The following is a 14,349-nucleotide window of genomic DNA, read 5'->3' as shown; positions in this document are numbered from 1 at the left end:
AACAGAAACCGCGATCTCAGCTCTGCGGCGTCGGCAGATACGGCATCGGATCGACGGGCTTGCCGTCGCGGCGAACCTCGAACAGCACGGCCACGCGGTCGTTGTTCTCGTTGCCCATTTCGGCGATCTGCTGGCCCTGATGCACGGTGTCGCCGGTCTTCACGAGCAGACGGCGATTGTGCGAATACGCCGTCAAAAAGTCCTTGTTGTGCTGGACGATGATAAGGCTGCCGTACTCGTTCAGGCCGGTGCCCGCGTACATGACCTTGCCGTCCGCAGCGGCGAGCACGGGATCGCCCGCCTTGCCGCCGATCTCGATGCCGCGCGTCGTGCCCGGCGCGAACGGCTCGACCACGTGGCCGCGCGCCGGCCACATGAGCGCCACACTATTCGCATGACGGCCGACTTCGGCAGCCACCGCACGGCTTTGCGCCGGGTTGGCCGCCGGCACTGCACCGCCCTGCACGGGCGTAGCCTGCTGCACGGTGATCGTCTGAGTCGAAACCAGCTTGAGCGACTGGCCCGCGCGCAGGCGGCCGTTCGGCTTCAGGTGGTTCCATGCGGTCAACTCCCGCACCGAAACGTTATGGGCCGATGCAATGCGCTGCAGCGAATCGCCGCGCCGCACGCGCACATAGGTCGTTTTGGTGACGGTGCGCTGGACCGGCACGCTGGCCGCCTGCTGCGCGGCAGCGCTGGCCGCGGCGTCCGACGCCGGGTTTGCCGCCGCCGACGAATCGGGCTGCGGCTGCGGCGTTTGCGGCTCGCTAACGTTAGCGCAAGCGCCCAGCAGAAGTGTCAAGCCAAGGCCTGTCAGGCCCATCCAGAACCGCGTCAGACCGGAGGCTGTCTGCCCCGTACGATCCTCGAACATAATCGATACTCCTTGTTGCAAGGCGGCGCGCCCGTACCGATCGGCAAGAAACGGTTTGCAGCGTTCCCACGCGCTCCCGTCCCACCTTATCGACCCATGGTGCCAGCCGCCTTCATCTTCATTCAAATCGCGTGCTTTATCGAATAAAAGTGCCCAGCGTCGCGTAATTCCTCGTTGCGACCCCTACACTCCTATCCCAAAAGCGATCCGGCATTGTAATGCCCATTTCATACTGAGCATTCAGGCCACTACACTCTGATACAACTCTTGCTCGCCTGAATTTTCGCTCCTGTGCCGCCTGTCAAAGGCGCCAGATCCTGCCCCGGATCTCTTCTGCATAACGGCACGCCGTACGAGAACTTGAACACGCCCTATCCAAATGGCCAGCATACGGCCAGGCGTGCTGAAAGCACTTTGAAATTAATGTAGTATTGCCAACATCCCGGTAGAATCCGCCCCACGGGAACGCCATCGCGTCAATCGGGTCATTTCCTGGGCAACCCGCGGACTTCGTCCATCGCGGGGTACATTCCGTTTCCACCCACTTTTGCCGCGGCCTCGCGCAGCCGCCGCCGTAGAGCCTTTGCTCCGGCAGCGGACCCTCGCAGCGGCTTTTTGCTTGCGCCAGCAAGGCCGTGCGCGCTTTTCGAGCGTGCCAGCCAGACAGCGCCGGATCCATGTCACAGTCATCCAATCGTCTTGTCGAACTCGATTTCTTTCGCGGGCTCGTCCTGCTGATCATCGTCGTCGATCACATCGGCGGCAGCATCCTGTCGCGCGTCACGCTGCACGCCTACGCGCTGTGCGACGCCGCTGAAGTGTTCGTCTTCCTAGGCGGCTTCGCCACCGCCACCGCCTGGGCCGCGCTCAGCGCGCGCCGCACCGAGGCCTCCGCGCGCCAGCGCTTCATCAAGCGCGCATTCGAGATCTATCGCGCGTTCGTGGTGACCGCACTGCTCATGCTGCTGGTCACAGCGATTCTGGTCGCGTGCAATGTCGACGCGCCGAATCTCGCCACCACCGACCTCGACGATCTGACGCTCGCGCCCGCCGCCGCGCTGCGCGACATCGTGCTGCTGCGCCGCCAGCCCTATCTCGCCGGCGTGCTGCCGATGTACGCATGTTTCGCGCTGGCCGCGCCGCTGGCGTTGCCGCTCGCGCGCTCGCGGCCATGGCTGCTGGCGGCGATCAGCTTCGTGCTGTGGGCCGTCGCACCACACCTGGCGCCGTATCTCCCGCACGTCGACGACATCAACTGGGACTTCAATCCGTTCGCGTGGCAGTTGCTGTTCGTGGCCGGCATGATTGCCCAGGCGCAGCCGGTGTTCCAGAACATCACCGCCAGACCGAAGTCCGGCGCGCTCGTCACGCTGTTCGCGCTCGCCGTGGTGGGCGCCGCCGCGATCTATCGCCTGCATCTGGGCAATACGGCGCTCGACGCCGACTTCAAGCGCAACCTCGCGTGGTTCCGCGCGCTCAACTTCTTTGGCATCGCGTGGCTCACGGCGCACGTGATCCGGCTGGGCTGGGCGAAAAAACTCGCCATCGCGCTGCCCTGGGTGGGCCTCGTGGGCCGCAAGGGGCTGCTCTCGTTCGTGGCGGGGGCCGTGATCTCGCTGACCGTCGATTCGGTGCTCTACTGGTACACGGACGGCTATCTCGATGTGCCCGCCGGCCTCGCCGCCGACGCCATCGCACTGACTGCGCTCTTCGTCGTCGCGCGCGCCTCCGATCCGCTCAAACGCCTGCTGCCCTCGCGCGCGAAAGCATCGGCCTGAACGCTTGCCGAAACCGCGCCCCGCTTCGCGCCGTGCGCGCGGGCATGGGCGCACGCGGCACGGTTTCCAGCCGTCACGGGTCGCTGCTAGTATGTTGTCCCCCGCGCCCCAGGCGCGTCCTCACCCGCCCGCTTTCCTGCCATGCGCAGACACCCACGCACCGCGCCGTTCGCCTCGCTGCGCAATCTGTTCCGCAACGCCCTGCATAGCGCCTTCGCGGCGCTCGTGGCGCTCGTGGCCGGGGCCGGCTTCGCGGATAACGCCAGCGCCAGCACGATCGTGTCACGCACCTTCCACGCCAACGCGCTCGAACGCGACTGGCCCTACGTCGTCTACCTGCCCACCGGTTATCGCGCCGAAGGCGTCCGCTATCCGGTGCTCTACCTCCTGCACGGCAACAATGGCGAGCCGATGGACTGGGTCACGCAAGGCAATCTGCAAGGCACGGTCGACGCGCTGATCGCGCACCATGAGATTGCGCCGGTCGTGATCGTGATGCCGCAAGGCGGCACCGACTGGTACGTCGATCGCAAGGAAAAGATGGAGACGGCGTTTTTCTCGGACCTGATGCCCGAGATCGAGTCGCACTTCGCCGTCGCCGATACGCGCGACGGCCGCGCGATCGGCGGCGTTTCGATGGGCGGCTTCGGCGCGCTGCGCTACACGCTGGAGCATCCCGACAGGTTCTGCGGGACGATGCTGCTGTCGCCCGCGATCTATTCGGGCGACCCGCCGCTGGCCTCGTCGGCGCGGCGCGTGGGTGTGTTCGGCGAGCATCAGTTCGACCCGCACATCTGGCGCACGCTCAACTATCCCGCGCTCTGGAGCGGCTATGTCGGCCGCCCGTGGCGCGTGCCCTTCTTCATCGCCTCGGGCGACGACGACCTCGTGATCCAGGCCGAATCGTCGCTGCTCTACACGCGCCTGCGCGAAGCGGGCAATCCGGCGGCGCTGCGCATCGTCGATGGCGGCCACGTCTGGCCGGTGTGGCGCGAGTTGCTGCCCGCCGCGCTCAAGTACACGCTCGCCTGCCTGCGCTGAACGCGCGCGGCCGGGCGCGTTATTCCGCCCAGTTCGCCCACAGCACCATCAGCACCGTCATGAGCGCGGGGCCGATGAAGATGCCGATCAGGCCAAACGTCGTCGCGCCGCCCAGGATGCCGAACAGCACGAGCAGGAAAGACAGGCGCGTCGAGTTGCCGATCAGCACGGGCCGCACGAAATGCTCGGCGACGAACACCACCACCACGCCCGTCACGGCCAGCACGATGGCGCCCACAATCGCGCCCTGGGCCGCCAGCCAGAGCGCCGCGCCGCAGAACACGAGCGGCGCGCAGAACGGCAGCATCGCCGCGATCGCAGTGACGGTGGCGAGCAGCGCCGCATGAGGCACGCCCGTGAACATGTAAGCGATGCCGAGCAGCACGCCTTCGCCCAACCCGACCACCACGAGTCCCGTCACCGTCGCGCGCACGGCCGCAGCCATGCGCTGGAGCAACTGCGCGCCGTCCGCGCCGAAAGCGCGGCGCGCGCCACGCATCACCGTGGCCGAGAGGCGCGGCCCCGCTTGCAGGATCACGAACAGCGTGACGAGCATGAAACCGAAGGTCATCGATGCGCGCACGGCACGCGCGCCGAAATGCCGCCCGAACGACACGATGGCGTCGCCGTGCAGGCCCTTCATCGCGGGGGACTCCTTGAGCGGCTGGGTGAGATTGGCCTGCCACCAGTCGCTCACCTGACGGCTGCCGAACGGCAGATGCGAGACGAAATCGGGCACCGGCACGCCGTTCTCCTGCGCGGTGCGCGCCCAGAGGTAGAGGTCATGCGCCTCGCCGCCCGCCTGGATCGCCATGAGCGCGATCGGCAGCACGACCAGCAAGGCGATGGCGACCGTCAGAACGGTCGCGAGCCAGGTCGTGCGGCCCCGGAACGCCGGGTGCCGTTCGATGGCCTGATAGGCCGGCCAGAGAACGATGGCGAGCACGCAGGCCCACGCGACGGCGGGCAGGAATTCGCGCACGACCCACAAGGCGAGCAGAACGAGCACGGCGAACAGGGCGGCCGAGGCGGCGCGCTGGAGCTTTTGCTCGTTTGCGGAATTCGGAGCAGGCGGGCGATGAATCATGTAACCTCGTGAAAATTCGGCAGGACAGTTCGTTGCGGCACCACACATCGCGCCGCGCTCTCAAGACGGAACCAGGGCAATCAGAACCCCACGGCCCGCTCAAGACGAGCCGCCAGCATAAGTGCGACAGACCAAAAACGCGAACCAGCCGCCCTCGCCCGACGCGGTTTTCAGTCAGAGTCGCATCCGCCTTCAGCGTTCCACGGCGCATTCCAGCCCCGCTGCACCGCCCCTCTCCAGGCCGATTTTCATGTCGCGCCTCGCACAACACTGCGTTGCACAAATTCGAAGGGTGGATCCCGATCGCCCGCAAACCCGCATTCCTTCGTTAACCCGTATATGTGCCGGATCGATTGTTGCCAATTTTGGAATGGTGTTTCAACGGCGACACAATGGCACTTGACGGCTTAGAGGAATACATTCGCGGCAACCCCACTTACGGAGCCGACGATGAAGAAAATAGCGTGCCTCGCGCTTGACGGAGCCAACGGTGAACGCATCGAAATCCTCGAACAAACGGATTCCGCGCTCGTGATCCGCTGGGTGGAACCCGGCCGTTGTCATTACGGCGAGCAGCGCTGGCGGCGCCGCTCGGCGCATACGTCGGGCACTTGCGCCGTCTCGCGCCGCAAGATCCGCCGTGGCGACGCCGTATTCAAGCCGGCCGAGCGCCCCGCGCCGCTCAATGCGTCGGTGATGATCGCGGCTGAAGTGTTCGGCGATCTCGTCGCCAATGTGCCGTATAGCGAAGCGGCTTAACGAGCCACAAGCGATCAGAAACAGTCAGAAACGGTTAAAAGCGGCCCATTCCGGCCAACCGGCGACAAAGCGATTAGGTGAGATTCCCGTAATAATCGCGATCCAGGCGATCGCACACGCCTCGGGCGGACACGGACGACTCCCAACGCTTTCGCCGCCAGGTTCGACGGTTGACCGTGGCTAACCGGTAGCGCTCCAGCCCAGAGCCCGTCGCACCGGAGCCAGTGAAATCGACCGCCCGGCATGGCGCGCCGTCATCCCCGCAGACTCCTCGCCCAGCGCAGCCACGCGCGCGAGCACGTCGGCGTCGAACGGCACGGCGCGCGGCCCCGCGCGGTCCACATGCAGCAACAGTTGCTCGCTCGCGCACACCGGCGTTGCCGCTTTGCTGCCCGCTTCGCCACCCTCGTCGGCGAACATCTCCAGATAGACGCGCACGCGCTTTACGTCGTGCTCCAGCACCCGCACCTCCACCCGCAGCGGCGTGCCCTCCCTGACCTCGCGCAGATAGTTCACATGCGCCTCGACCGTGTACATCGAGCGCCCACGCGCCTCGCGCTGCGCGGCGTCGAGCCCGATCGCGTCGAGCAGCAGATCCGTCGCATGGCTGTAGATCAACATGTAGAACGCGTCGCGCAAATGGCCGTTGTAATCGACCCATTCGGCGCGTACGCGGTCGCGATAGACGACGCTGGTGGCGTGGTCGCTCATCTCCTCTCCTCCTTGTTCTGGCTTGATCCGAAGCGGCGCGCCCAGTTTAACCACTGTCACCACTGGCCGGACGCGGGCAGCGGCAATTACGCGGGCACGCGCGCTGCCTCTGCGTTACTCTGAGCCAACGCAGAACGATCGCAAGGATCCGGCCATGGCAGAACACTCGCAACCGAAGCCCGACGTACAGACTTTCTCGCTCGACGTGATGCTGGAGAAGTACGCCAAAGGCGACGAGCGCAGCGCCGACGACATCTACCGGCGCGTCGCCCACGGCGTCGCGCAGGCCGAGCCGCCCGCGCTGCGCGCGCAGATCGAGGCGCGCTTCGTCGATAACCTGCGCCACGGCGCGCTGGGCGCGGGCCGCATCATGAGCGCGGCGGGCACCGGCATCGAAGCCACGCTCATCAACTGCTTCGTGCAGCCCGTGGGCGACAGCATCCAGGACATCGACGACGAAGGCCGCCCCGGCATCTACGTCGCGCTGTTGCAGGCCGCCGAAACCATGCGGCGCGGCGGCGGCGTGGGCTACAACTTCTCGGCGATCCGGCCGCGCGGCGCGCTCGTCCATTCGACCGGATCGAGCGCCTCGGGGCCGTGCAGCTATATCGACGTGTTCGACGCCTCGTGCCGCACGGTCGAAAGCGCGGGCGCGCGGCGCGGCGCGCAGATGGCCGTGCTCGATTGCGATCACCCCGATTTGCCCGAATTCATCGAAGCGAAGCATTCGAAGGGACGCTGGAACAACTTCAATGTCTCGGTGGCGGTGACCGACGCCTTCATGCGCGCCGTCGAAAACGACGAGACCTGGCAACTGGTCCACCGCGCCGAACCCTCGCCCGCCTTGCGCGCGGCGGGCGATCTGCGGCAGCGCGACGACGGCGTGTGGATCTACGCCGAAAAGCGCGCGCGCGCCATTTGGGACACGATCATGCGCTCGACCTATGACGTCGCCGAACCGGGCGTCGTCTTCATCTCGCGCATGAACGAGGACAACAATCTGCGCGCCGTCGAAAGCATCCGCGCGACCAATCCGTGCGGCGAACAGCCCTTGCCCGCCTATGGCTGCTGCAACCTCGGCCCGCTCGATCTCACGCGGTTCGTGCGCGACCCGTTCGCGAAGCCGTCGTTCGACTGGGACGAGCTGGTTGCGCGCACAACGACGCAGGTGCGTTTTCTCGACGATGTGCTCGACGTCACGCTCTGGCCGCTGCCCGAGCAGCACCGCGAAGCGATGGCCAAGCGGCGCATCGGCGTCGGCTTCACGGGACTCGGCGACACGCTGGTGATGCTCGGCATCCGCTACAACTCCGAAGAAGGCTGCGCATTTGGCGCGCGCGTGGGCCGCACGATGCGCGACGCGGCCTATCGCGCATCGGTCGAACTCGCCCGCGAGCGCGGCGCATTTGCGCTCTTCGATGCGGCGACCTACCTCGCGCCCGGCACCTTCGCCTCGCGCCTGCCCGACGACCTGCAAACCGCGATCCGCACACACGGCATCCGCAACAGCCACCTGCTCTCGATCGCGCCGACCGGCACCGTGAGCCTCGCCTTCGCCGACAACGTCTCGAACGGCATCGAGCCCGCGTTCTCGTGGACCTACCAGCGCACGCGCCGCATGGCCGACGGCAGCCATGAGACCTTCGCCGTGGAGGATCACGCGTGGCGCCTCTATCGCACGATGGGCGGCGACGTGAATGCGCTGCCCGACTATTTCGTGAACGCGCTGCAGATGAGCGCGCAGGAACACGTGGCGATGATGGCGGCGGTGCAGCCCTTCGTCGACACGTCGATTTCGAAGACGGTGAACGTGCCCGCCGATTATCCGTTCGAGGCCTTCGAGGACCTGTATCTGGATGCGTGGCAGCGCGGGCTCAAGGGGCTGGCGACGTATCGGCCCAACGAGACGCTGGGCGCGGTGCTGCAGACGCTGCCCGCGAATGAGGACACGCCCGCCGATGCGCAGAGCGACGCCTTGCTCGATCCGCTGCGCGTGGCGATCGACCATCGGCCCAAGGGCGAGTTGCCCGCCGTGATCGAGAAGATCGAATACCTCACGCAGACGGGCAAGGTATCGCTCTATGTGGCGGTGTCGTTTCTCGAAGTCACGGGCCAGGTGGGCGGCGAATCCGTGACGATCGAGCGGCCCATCGAGTTCTTTATTCCCGTGGGCCAGCGTGACGAGTCGCAGCAATGGATCACGGCGACCATGCGTTCGCTGTCGCTTGCGGCGCGCGGCGGTTTTGTGGCGCGCAACCTGCAGGATTTGCGCAAGGTGTCATGGGATCGCGGACAGGTGCGTTATGGCGAAACGCAGCGGCTCGATGGCAAGCGCACACCGTTGTGGCACGACTCGGAGGTGGCTGCGATTGCATATGCGATCCAACAGATTCTGCATCGGCGCGGGTTTCTCGATGCGGAGGGCAGGCAGGTGCCGTCGCGCTTGCTCGCCCAGCGGCACGCGGCTTCCGGTTTTTCCGGCGCGGCGCAAAGAGACGATGACATGGAAGCGCGTGCCGGGGATCAGGTGCTCGACGGTCCCAACGCGCTGCCCGCCGATGCAACGTTCGGCGCCCAGCACGCGATGTTCGGACGCAAGTGCGGATCGTGCGGCGCGAATGCCGTCATTCGCAAGGACGGCTGCGATTTTTGTACGGCGTGTGGAGAGATTGGAGTTTGCGGGTAGCGCCTCACGCTTTCCCCAGATACCTGGCAAACCCCTGCACGATCGCATCGGTCTCTCCGGCGCGCACGAGTTTCAGTACCTGAGACTCATAAGGATTACTTGCCAATGGCTTGAACACCGCCCGCTCGCCGCCCATGCGTCCGAGCGCGGCGGGCACCAGCGCGACACCCATCCCGAACTCCACCATCGTCACCACGGTCTGCCACAGGCGCGCCTCGTGGCGAATCTGCGGGCTAAAACCCGCCTCCACGCAAGTCGCGATGATCTGATCGTGATAGTGCGGCGACACCGAACGCGGAAACAGAATAAACGGCTCGCGCGCGAGCAATGCCAACTCGATGCGCCGCTTGCGCGCCAAAGCATGGCCCGCCGGCAGGCAACACAGAAACGGCTCGGAAAACAGCGTTTCCGACTGCACCTCGGCGGGAAAGCGCCCCCAATGCGCGAAGCCCAGATCGATATGAAAGCGCTGTAGCGCATGCACCTGCTCGATGGTGTTCATCTCGCGCAGCACCACTTCCACGGCAGGATGATCCGCCTCGAAGCGTCGCACCGCTGCGGGCAAGCCACGATACAACATTGAATTGACGAAGCCGACGCGCAAGCGCCCCGCGAGCCCATGCGCCGAGCGCGCCGCGATACGCCGCACCTCGTCGGCCTGCTCCAGCAGCCGCCGCGCCTCTTCCAGCAACACATAGCCCGCGTTCGTGAGCGTAACGGCTTTGTTGGTGCGTTCGAGCAACTGCACGCCCAGTTGCGCCTCGAACTTGCGGATATCGAAACTCAGCGCGGGCTGTGAAATAAACAGCCGCCGCGCCGCACGGCCGAAATGCAGTTCTTCGGCGACGGCCACGAAATAGCGCAATTGCTTGAGTTCCATCGCGATGTCTCCTGTCGCGTGCGCGATCTTTATCGATAGATGGCGCTTATCGTACAGGACATCGGTTGTATTGGACGCTTATCGAAGCCTTGCCTAAGCTGGGTTCCACGCTTGCGCCGCGCCGCCCTACGCGAGCCGCACGACAGAATCCAAGGAGACAATTCGATGAACGATCATTCCGCCGTCGCCGCGCAGGCCGACGGCGCGGCCAATATTCCCGATAGCCGCGGCATCAACTTCTACACGAGCGATCCCGCTCTGGCCCCGCTGCTGCGCAGCTATCTCGGCGAAGCGGCCCATGCCGACGTCGAGGCGCAGCTCATCTCGCTCGGCCAGCGCGCCTCCGACGAACTCGACGCCCTCGCTATCGTCGCCGATCACAACCCGCCGACGCTGCGCCAGCGCACCCGGCGCGGCGAGCCGATCCAGCAGATCGACAAGCATCCCGACTATGTGGCGCTCGAACGCGTCGCCTATGCCGAACTCGGTCTGGCCGCGATGAGCCACCGCGATCATGCCCCCGCGCCGCTCGTCAAATATGCGCTCACCTATCTGTTCGTTCAGGCCGAATTCGGGCTGTGCTGCCCCGTGAGCATGACCGATTCGCTCACGCGCACGCTGCGCAAATTCGGCACGCCGGAGCTGATCGCGCGCTATCTGCCGATGCTCGCTTCGCAGGATTTCGACACGCTCTATCAGGGCGCGATGTTCATGACCGAGCAGGCGGCAGGGTCGGACGTCGCGCGCATCGCCACGCGCGCGATCCGTAGTACAGGCCCGCAAGGCGAGGACATATGGCATCTGCATGGCGACAAATGGTTCTGCTCGAACGCCGACGCCGATCTCGCGATGGTGCTCGCGCGCGTCGATGGTGCGCCTGCCGGCATCAAGGGCCTCGCGCTCTTCCTGTTGCCGAAGACCTTGCCCGACGGCACGCGCAACGCCTACCGCATCGTGCGCCTCAAGGACAAGCTCGGCAGCCGTTCGATGGCGAGCGGCGAGATCGTGCTCGAAGGCGCGCAGGCGTTTCTGATCGGCGAAGTGGGTCGCGGTTTTCATCAGATGGCCGACATGATCAATATGTCGCGCCTGTCGAATGGCGTGCGCGCGGCGGGGTTGATGCGCCGCGCGCTTACCGAGGCGCTGCACGTGGCGCGCCATCGCGAGGCGTTCGGCCGCAAGCTGATCGACATGCCGCTCATGCAGCGTCAGTTGCTCAAGATGATGCTGCCCACCGAGCAGGCGCGCACGCTGTTCATGCGGATCGCCACGCTGCTCCCGCGCGCCGATCGCGGCGACGAACCAGCCGCGAAGTGCGTGCGCATCCTCACGCCGCTCATCAAGTTCCGCGCCTGCCGCGACGCGCGCCGTGTCACGGGCGACGCGATGGAGGTGCGCGGCGGCGTCGGCTATATCGAGGAATGGAGCGATCCGCGCCTGGTGCGCGACGCGCATCTGGGCTCGATCTGGGAAGGCACCAGCAACATCGTCGCGCTGGATGTCGCGCGGGCGGCCCGACGCGAAGGCGCGCTCGACGCGCTGGGCCATTACGTGCGCGCCGAACTCGCCGAAGCCGGCCTGCCCGATGCCAGCGCGGCGCTGCTGCGCGCGTCGTTCGAGCGCGCCGCTGCTGCACTCGATTCCGTGGCCGAGTGTGGTCGTGACGAATCCGTGCGCCAGGCCGCCAGCGCCCTTTACCACGCCACCACAGCCGCTTTCATGGCGTGCGAGGCGCAGCAGATTTCGCGCGATGCACACGATTATCGGCGCCTTGCACTGGCGCATCTGATCGTGCGTCACAAGCTGCTGCCGCGCGATCCTCTCGCGCTCGATGAGCGCGACGCGCATTGCGGGCAGTTGCGTGCGCTGGTGGACGAACAGCCGATGCCGCTCGCTGACGCGATGCTGCTCCTGCCCGCTCATTGAGATCCGGAAAATGTCCAATCATCAGTCATCCGAACCATCCGCCGTGAACGGCGCGCTGCATGGCCTGCGCGTGATCGACCTGAGCCGCGTGCTGGGCGGACCATATTGCACGCAGGCACTCGCGGACCACGGCGCGCAAGTCATCAAGCTCGAACCACCCGACGGCGACGAGACGCGAGGCTGGGGGCCGCCCTTCCTCGACGACACCGCCTGGTATTACGTGGGCGTGAATCGCAACAAGCAGGGCATTGTCGTGGATCTGTCGTGCGAGGAAGGCCGCGCGATCCTCTGGCAATTGCTCGAAGGCGCGGACGTGCTGGTCGAAAACTTCAAACCCGGCACACTGGCGCGCTGGGGCATGGACTATGAGCGCGATCTCAAAGCGCGCTTCCCACGCCTGATTCATTGCGCGATCTCGGGCTTCGGGCCGGATGGTCCGCTTGGCGGCCTGCCCGGTTACGACGCGGTGATCCAGGCCATGGCGGGCCTCCTGAGCGTCAACGGCGCAAGCGACGGCCCGGCGCTACGCATCGGCCTGCCGATCGTCGATATGGTCACGGGTTTGAATGCGCTCGCGGGCATCCTGCTCGCTCTGGCCGAACGGGAAAAAAGCGGCCACGGCCAGTCGGTCGATATCGCGCTGTACGATTGCGGCGTTTCGCTGCTGCATCCGCATCTGCCCAACTTCTTCGGCAATGGCCGCACGCCGCAACGCAGCGGCAACGCACACCCGAACATCACGCCCTACGACAGTTACGCGACCGGGACCGCACCGATCTTTCTCGCCGTGGGCAACGATCGTCAGTTCTCCAGATTGTGCGAGCACCTGGGCGTCCCCGAACTCGCCGACGATGTGCGCTTTTCCGACAATCGCAGCCGTTGCGCGCATCGGGCCGAGTTGAAAGCGGCGCTCGAAGCGCGACTTGCGTTGCACGACTGCGAACCGCTCGCGCGCGCGCTGATCCAGGCGGGTGTGCCGTGCGGGCCCGTGCAGACCGTCGACGCGGTGGCCGCGCATCCGCATACGCGGCATCGGCGGATGCTGGTGGAAATGGACGGCTATCGGGGCACCGGCGCCCCCGTCAAGCTCTCGCGCACGCCCGCAACCTACCGCACGCCGCCGCCCGCATTGGGCGCCGATACGCGCAAGGTGCTGGACGCGTTAGGCATCGATATCGACACGCAGCGCAAGCTCTTCGAGGCCGGCGTCGTGAAGGGATAGTCCATCGCCAGCCACGACGAAGACCGGCTCCAGCCGGCTCGGCAAGCCCCAATCAGGTTAAAGGAGACAAACATGACGAACCAACCCGGACGCCAGCCCGCGCGCGCCTCGCTGGCCGCTTTCGTCGGCACGACGATCGAGTGGTACGACTTCTACATCTATGCCACGGCGGCAGCGCTGATCTTCGGCAAGCTGTTCTTTCCGTCACACGAGCCGTTCTATAGCACGCTGGCTTCGTTCGGTACCTTCGCCGTGGGCTTTTTCGCGCGGCCGCTCGGCGGTCTGGTGTTCGGCCATCTGGGCGACCGCATCGGCCGCAAGAAGGCGCTCGTCGCGACGCTCTCGATCATGGGCGTGGGGACAGTCGGCATCGGCTTTTTGCCGACCTACGAGAGCGCAGGCGCGCTCGCGCCCGCGTTGCTGGTGGCGCTGCGTATCGCACAAGGGATCGCCATCGGCGGCGAATGGGGCGGCGCGGTGCTGATGGCAGGCGAGCACGCACCGAAGGACAAGCGCACCTTTCTCGCCTCGTTCGCGCAATTGGGCAGCCCCGCCGGTTTGATTCTCGCGCTGCTCGCGTTTCGCAGCGTCGCGCATCTGGATCATGCCGCGCTGTTTTCGTGGGGCTGGCGTCTGCCGTTCATCGCGAGCGCGGTGCTGCTCGTGGTGGGATTGCTGATCCGCTCGGGCGTCGGCGAATCGCCTGAATTCGAGGCGATCAAGGCGCAGCGCCGTACCGCGTCGCTGCCGATTCTCGACGTGCTGCGCGACAGTTGGCGCGTCGTGCTGCTGTGTCTTGGCGCGAATGTGATCGGCGTGGCGGGTGCATGGTTCGTCAACACGTTCATGCTGAACTATACGACGCAGACGCTCGGCCTCGACCGTGGCCTGATTCTCGATTGCCTGTTCATCGTCGCGTTCATTCAGCTCTTCACGCAGCTCGCTTCGGGCTGGTTTGCGCAGCGCGTGGGCGCGGGCCGTTTCCTCACGCTGGCCGCCGCGCTGGCGATGCTCTCGCCGTGGCCGATGTTCATGCTGGTATCCACGGGCAAGCCGGTGGCCATCGTGATCGGCATCGCGATCACGGTGATGTGCATGTGCAGTTCCTATGCGGTGATGGCAGGGTTCATGACCAATGCGTTCGCCGTGCGCGTGCGCTACTCCGCTATTTCGATATCCTATCAATGTTGTGCGGCGCTCGCGGGCGGTCTCACGCCACTGCTCGGCACGCTGCTCGCGCATGATTTCCCCGGCCAATGGTGGCCCCTCGCGCTGTTCTACAGCGCGCTTGCCGGTATTTCGCTGGTCTGTATCGCGGTGCTCGAACGCCGGCAACCGCGCGCGTCTCGCGGCGAGGTCCCGCTCGCGATGCCCGAGTAGAGGCT

At 65.9% G+C, this 14,349-nt stretch carries 11 protein-coding genes; 7 read left to right on the top strand and 4 right to left on the bottom strand.

The window, feature by feature from the left end:
* Positions 1-16: 16 nt before the first annotated feature.
* A complete protein-coding gene (locus tag B0G62_RS23515) occupies positions 17-874 on the bottom strand; it encodes a peptidoglycan DD-metalloendopeptidase family protein (RefSeq protein ID WP_181315631.1) in 858 nt (285 codons plus the stop codon).
* Between the two features lie 677 nt (positions 875-1,551).
* On the opposite strand from B0G62_RS23515, the gene B0G62_RS23510 reads away from it, so the two are divergent.
* Both B0G62_RS23510 and B0G62_RS23505 read left to right on the top strand, forming a co-directional pair.
* A complete protein-coding gene (locus tag B0G62_RS23510; RefSeq protein ID WP_103706609.1) occupies positions 1,552-2,652 on the top strand; it encodes an OpgC domain-containing protein in 1,101 nt (366 codons plus the stop codon).
* Between the two features lie 141 nt (positions 2,653-2,793).
* Positions 2,794-3,693: an alpha/beta hydrolase gene (locus B0G62_RS23505; RefSeq protein WP_103706608.1), complete on the top strand. Its 900-nt coding sequence runs from the start codon at positions 2,794-2,796 to the stop codon at positions 3,691-3,693.
* A 19-nt stretch (positions 3,694-3,712) separates the two neighbouring features.
* On the opposite strand, the gene B0G62_RS23500 is transcribed toward B0G62_RS23505, so the two are convergent.
* Positions 3,713-4,780, bottom strand: a complete 1,068-nt coding sequence (locus B0G62_RS23500; RefSeq protein WP_103706607.1) for an AI-2E family transporter — start codon at positions 4,778-4,780, stop codon at positions 3,713-3,715.
* Between the two features lie 450 nt (positions 4,781-5,230).
* On the opposite strand from B0G62_RS23500, the gene B0G62_RS23495 reads away from it, so the two are divergent.
* On the top strand, positions 5,231-5,539 hold the full coding sequence (locus tag B0G62_RS23495) for a DUF3331 domain-containing protein (RefSeq protein WP_103706606.1): 309 nt from the start codon (positions 5,231-5,233) through the stop codon (positions 5,537-5,539).
* A gap of 180 nt (positions 5,540-5,719) precedes the next feature.
* On the opposite strand, the gene B0G62_RS23490 is transcribed toward B0G62_RS23495, so the two are convergent.
* Complete coding sequence (locus B0G62_RS23490) at positions 5,720-6,250, bottom strand: thioesterase family protein (protein ID WP_103706605.1); 531 nt, start codon at positions 6,248-6,250, stop codon at positions 5,720-5,722.
* Between the two features lie 154 nt (positions 6,251-6,404).
* Between B0G62_RS23490 and B0G62_RS23485 the strand changes: the two genes are divergently transcribed.
* Positions 6,405-8,936, top strand: a complete 2,532-nt coding sequence (locus B0G62_RS23485) for an adenosylcobalamin-dependent ribonucleoside-diphosphate reductase (protein WP_103706604.1) — start codon at positions 6,405-6,407, stop codon at positions 8,934-8,936.
* A gap of 4 nt (positions 8,937-8,940) precedes the next feature.
* Here the strand turns inward: B0G62_RS23485 and B0G62_RS23480 are convergent, their stop codons facing one another.
* Positions 8,941-9,816, bottom strand: coding sequence for a LysR family transcriptional regulator (locus B0G62_RS23480; protein ID WP_103706603.1), 876 nt, complete (start codon positions 9,814-9,816; stop codon positions 8,941-8,943).
* 165 nt (positions 9,817-9,981) lie between these two features.
* Between B0G62_RS23480 and B0G62_RS23475 the strand changes: the two genes are divergently transcribed.
* The 3 genes from B0G62_RS23475 (at position 9,982) to B0G62_RS23465 (ending at position 14,344) form a co-directional block, all read left to right on the top strand.
* Positions 9,982-11,742 (top strand): acyl-CoA dehydrogenase family protein, encoded by a 1,761-nt coding sequence (locus tag B0G62_RS23475; protein WP_103706602.1) that lies wholly within the window; start codon positions 9,982-9,984, stop codon positions 11,740-11,742.
* 10 nt (positions 11,743-11,752) lie between these two features.
* The gene (locus B0G62_RS23470; RefSeq protein WP_103706601.1) at positions 11,753-12,964 is read left to right on the top strand and encodes a CaiB/BaiF CoA transferase family protein; all 1,212 of its coding nucleotides are present in this window, start codon (positions 11,753-11,755) and stop codon (positions 12,962-12,964) included.
* Between the two features lie 72 nt (positions 12,965-13,036).
* On the top strand, positions 13,037-14,344 hold the full coding sequence (locus tag B0G62_RS23465; RefSeq protein WP_103706600.1) for an MFS transporter: 1,308 nt from the start codon (positions 13,037-13,039) through the stop codon (positions 14,342-14,344).
* Positions 14,345-14,349: the final 5 nt, after the last annotated feature.

Source organism: Paraburkholderia eburnea (assembly GCF_002917095.1).
GTDB lineage: Bacteria > Pseudomonadota > Gammaproteobacteria > Burkholderiales > Burkholderiaceae > Paraburkholderia > Paraburkholderia eburnea.
This window is presented reverse-complemented; position numbering and strand designations above follow the sequence as displayed.

What these genes read in the sequence shown, in the direction of transcription:
- B0G62_RS23515 (WP_181315631.1), bottom strand. Translation starts at nt 874, where the DNA reads ATGTTCGAGGATCGTACGGGGCAGACAGCCTCCGGTCTGACGCGGTTC.
- B0G62_RS23510 (WP_103706609.1), top strand. Translation starts at nt 1,552, where the DNA reads ATGTCACAGTCATCCAATCGTCTTGTCGAACTCGATTTCTTTCGCGGG.
- B0G62_RS23505 (WP_103706608.1), top strand. Translation starts at nt 2,794, where the DNA reads ATGCGCAGACACCCACGCACCGCGCCGTTCGCCTCGCTGCGCAATCTG.
- B0G62_RS23500 (WP_103706607.1), bottom strand. Translation starts at nt 4,780, where the DNA reads ATGATTCATCGCCCGCCTGCTCCGAATTCCGCAAACGAGCAAAAGCTC.
- B0G62_RS23495 (WP_103706606.1), top strand. Translation starts at nt 5,231, where the DNA reads ATGAAGAAAATAGCGTGCCTCGCGCTTGACGGAGCCAACGGTGAACGC.
- B0G62_RS23490 (WP_103706605.1), bottom strand. Translation starts at nt 6,250, where the DNA reads ATGAGCGACCACGCCACCAGCGTCGTCTATCGCGACCGCGTACGCGCC.
- B0G62_RS23485 (WP_103706604.1), top strand. Translation starts at nt 6,405, where the DNA reads ATGGCAGAACACTCGCAACCGAAGCCCGACGTACAGACTTTCTCGCTC.
- B0G62_RS23480 (WP_103706603.1), bottom strand. Translation starts at nt 9,816, where the DNA reads ATGGAACTCAAGCAATTGCGCTATTTCGTGGCCGTCGCCGAAGAACTG.
- B0G62_RS23475 (WP_103706602.1), top strand. Translation starts at nt 9,982, where the DNA reads ATGAACGATCATTCCGCCGTCGCCGCGCAGGCCGACGGCGCGGCCAAT.
- B0G62_RS23470 (WP_103706601.1), top strand. Translation starts at nt 11,753, where the DNA reads ATGTCCAATCATCAGTCATCCGAACCATCCGCCGTGAACGGCGCGCTG.
- B0G62_RS23465 (WP_103706600.1), top strand. Translation starts at nt 13,037, where the DNA reads ATGACGAACCAACCCGGACGCCAGCCCGCGCGCGCCTCGCTGGCCGCT.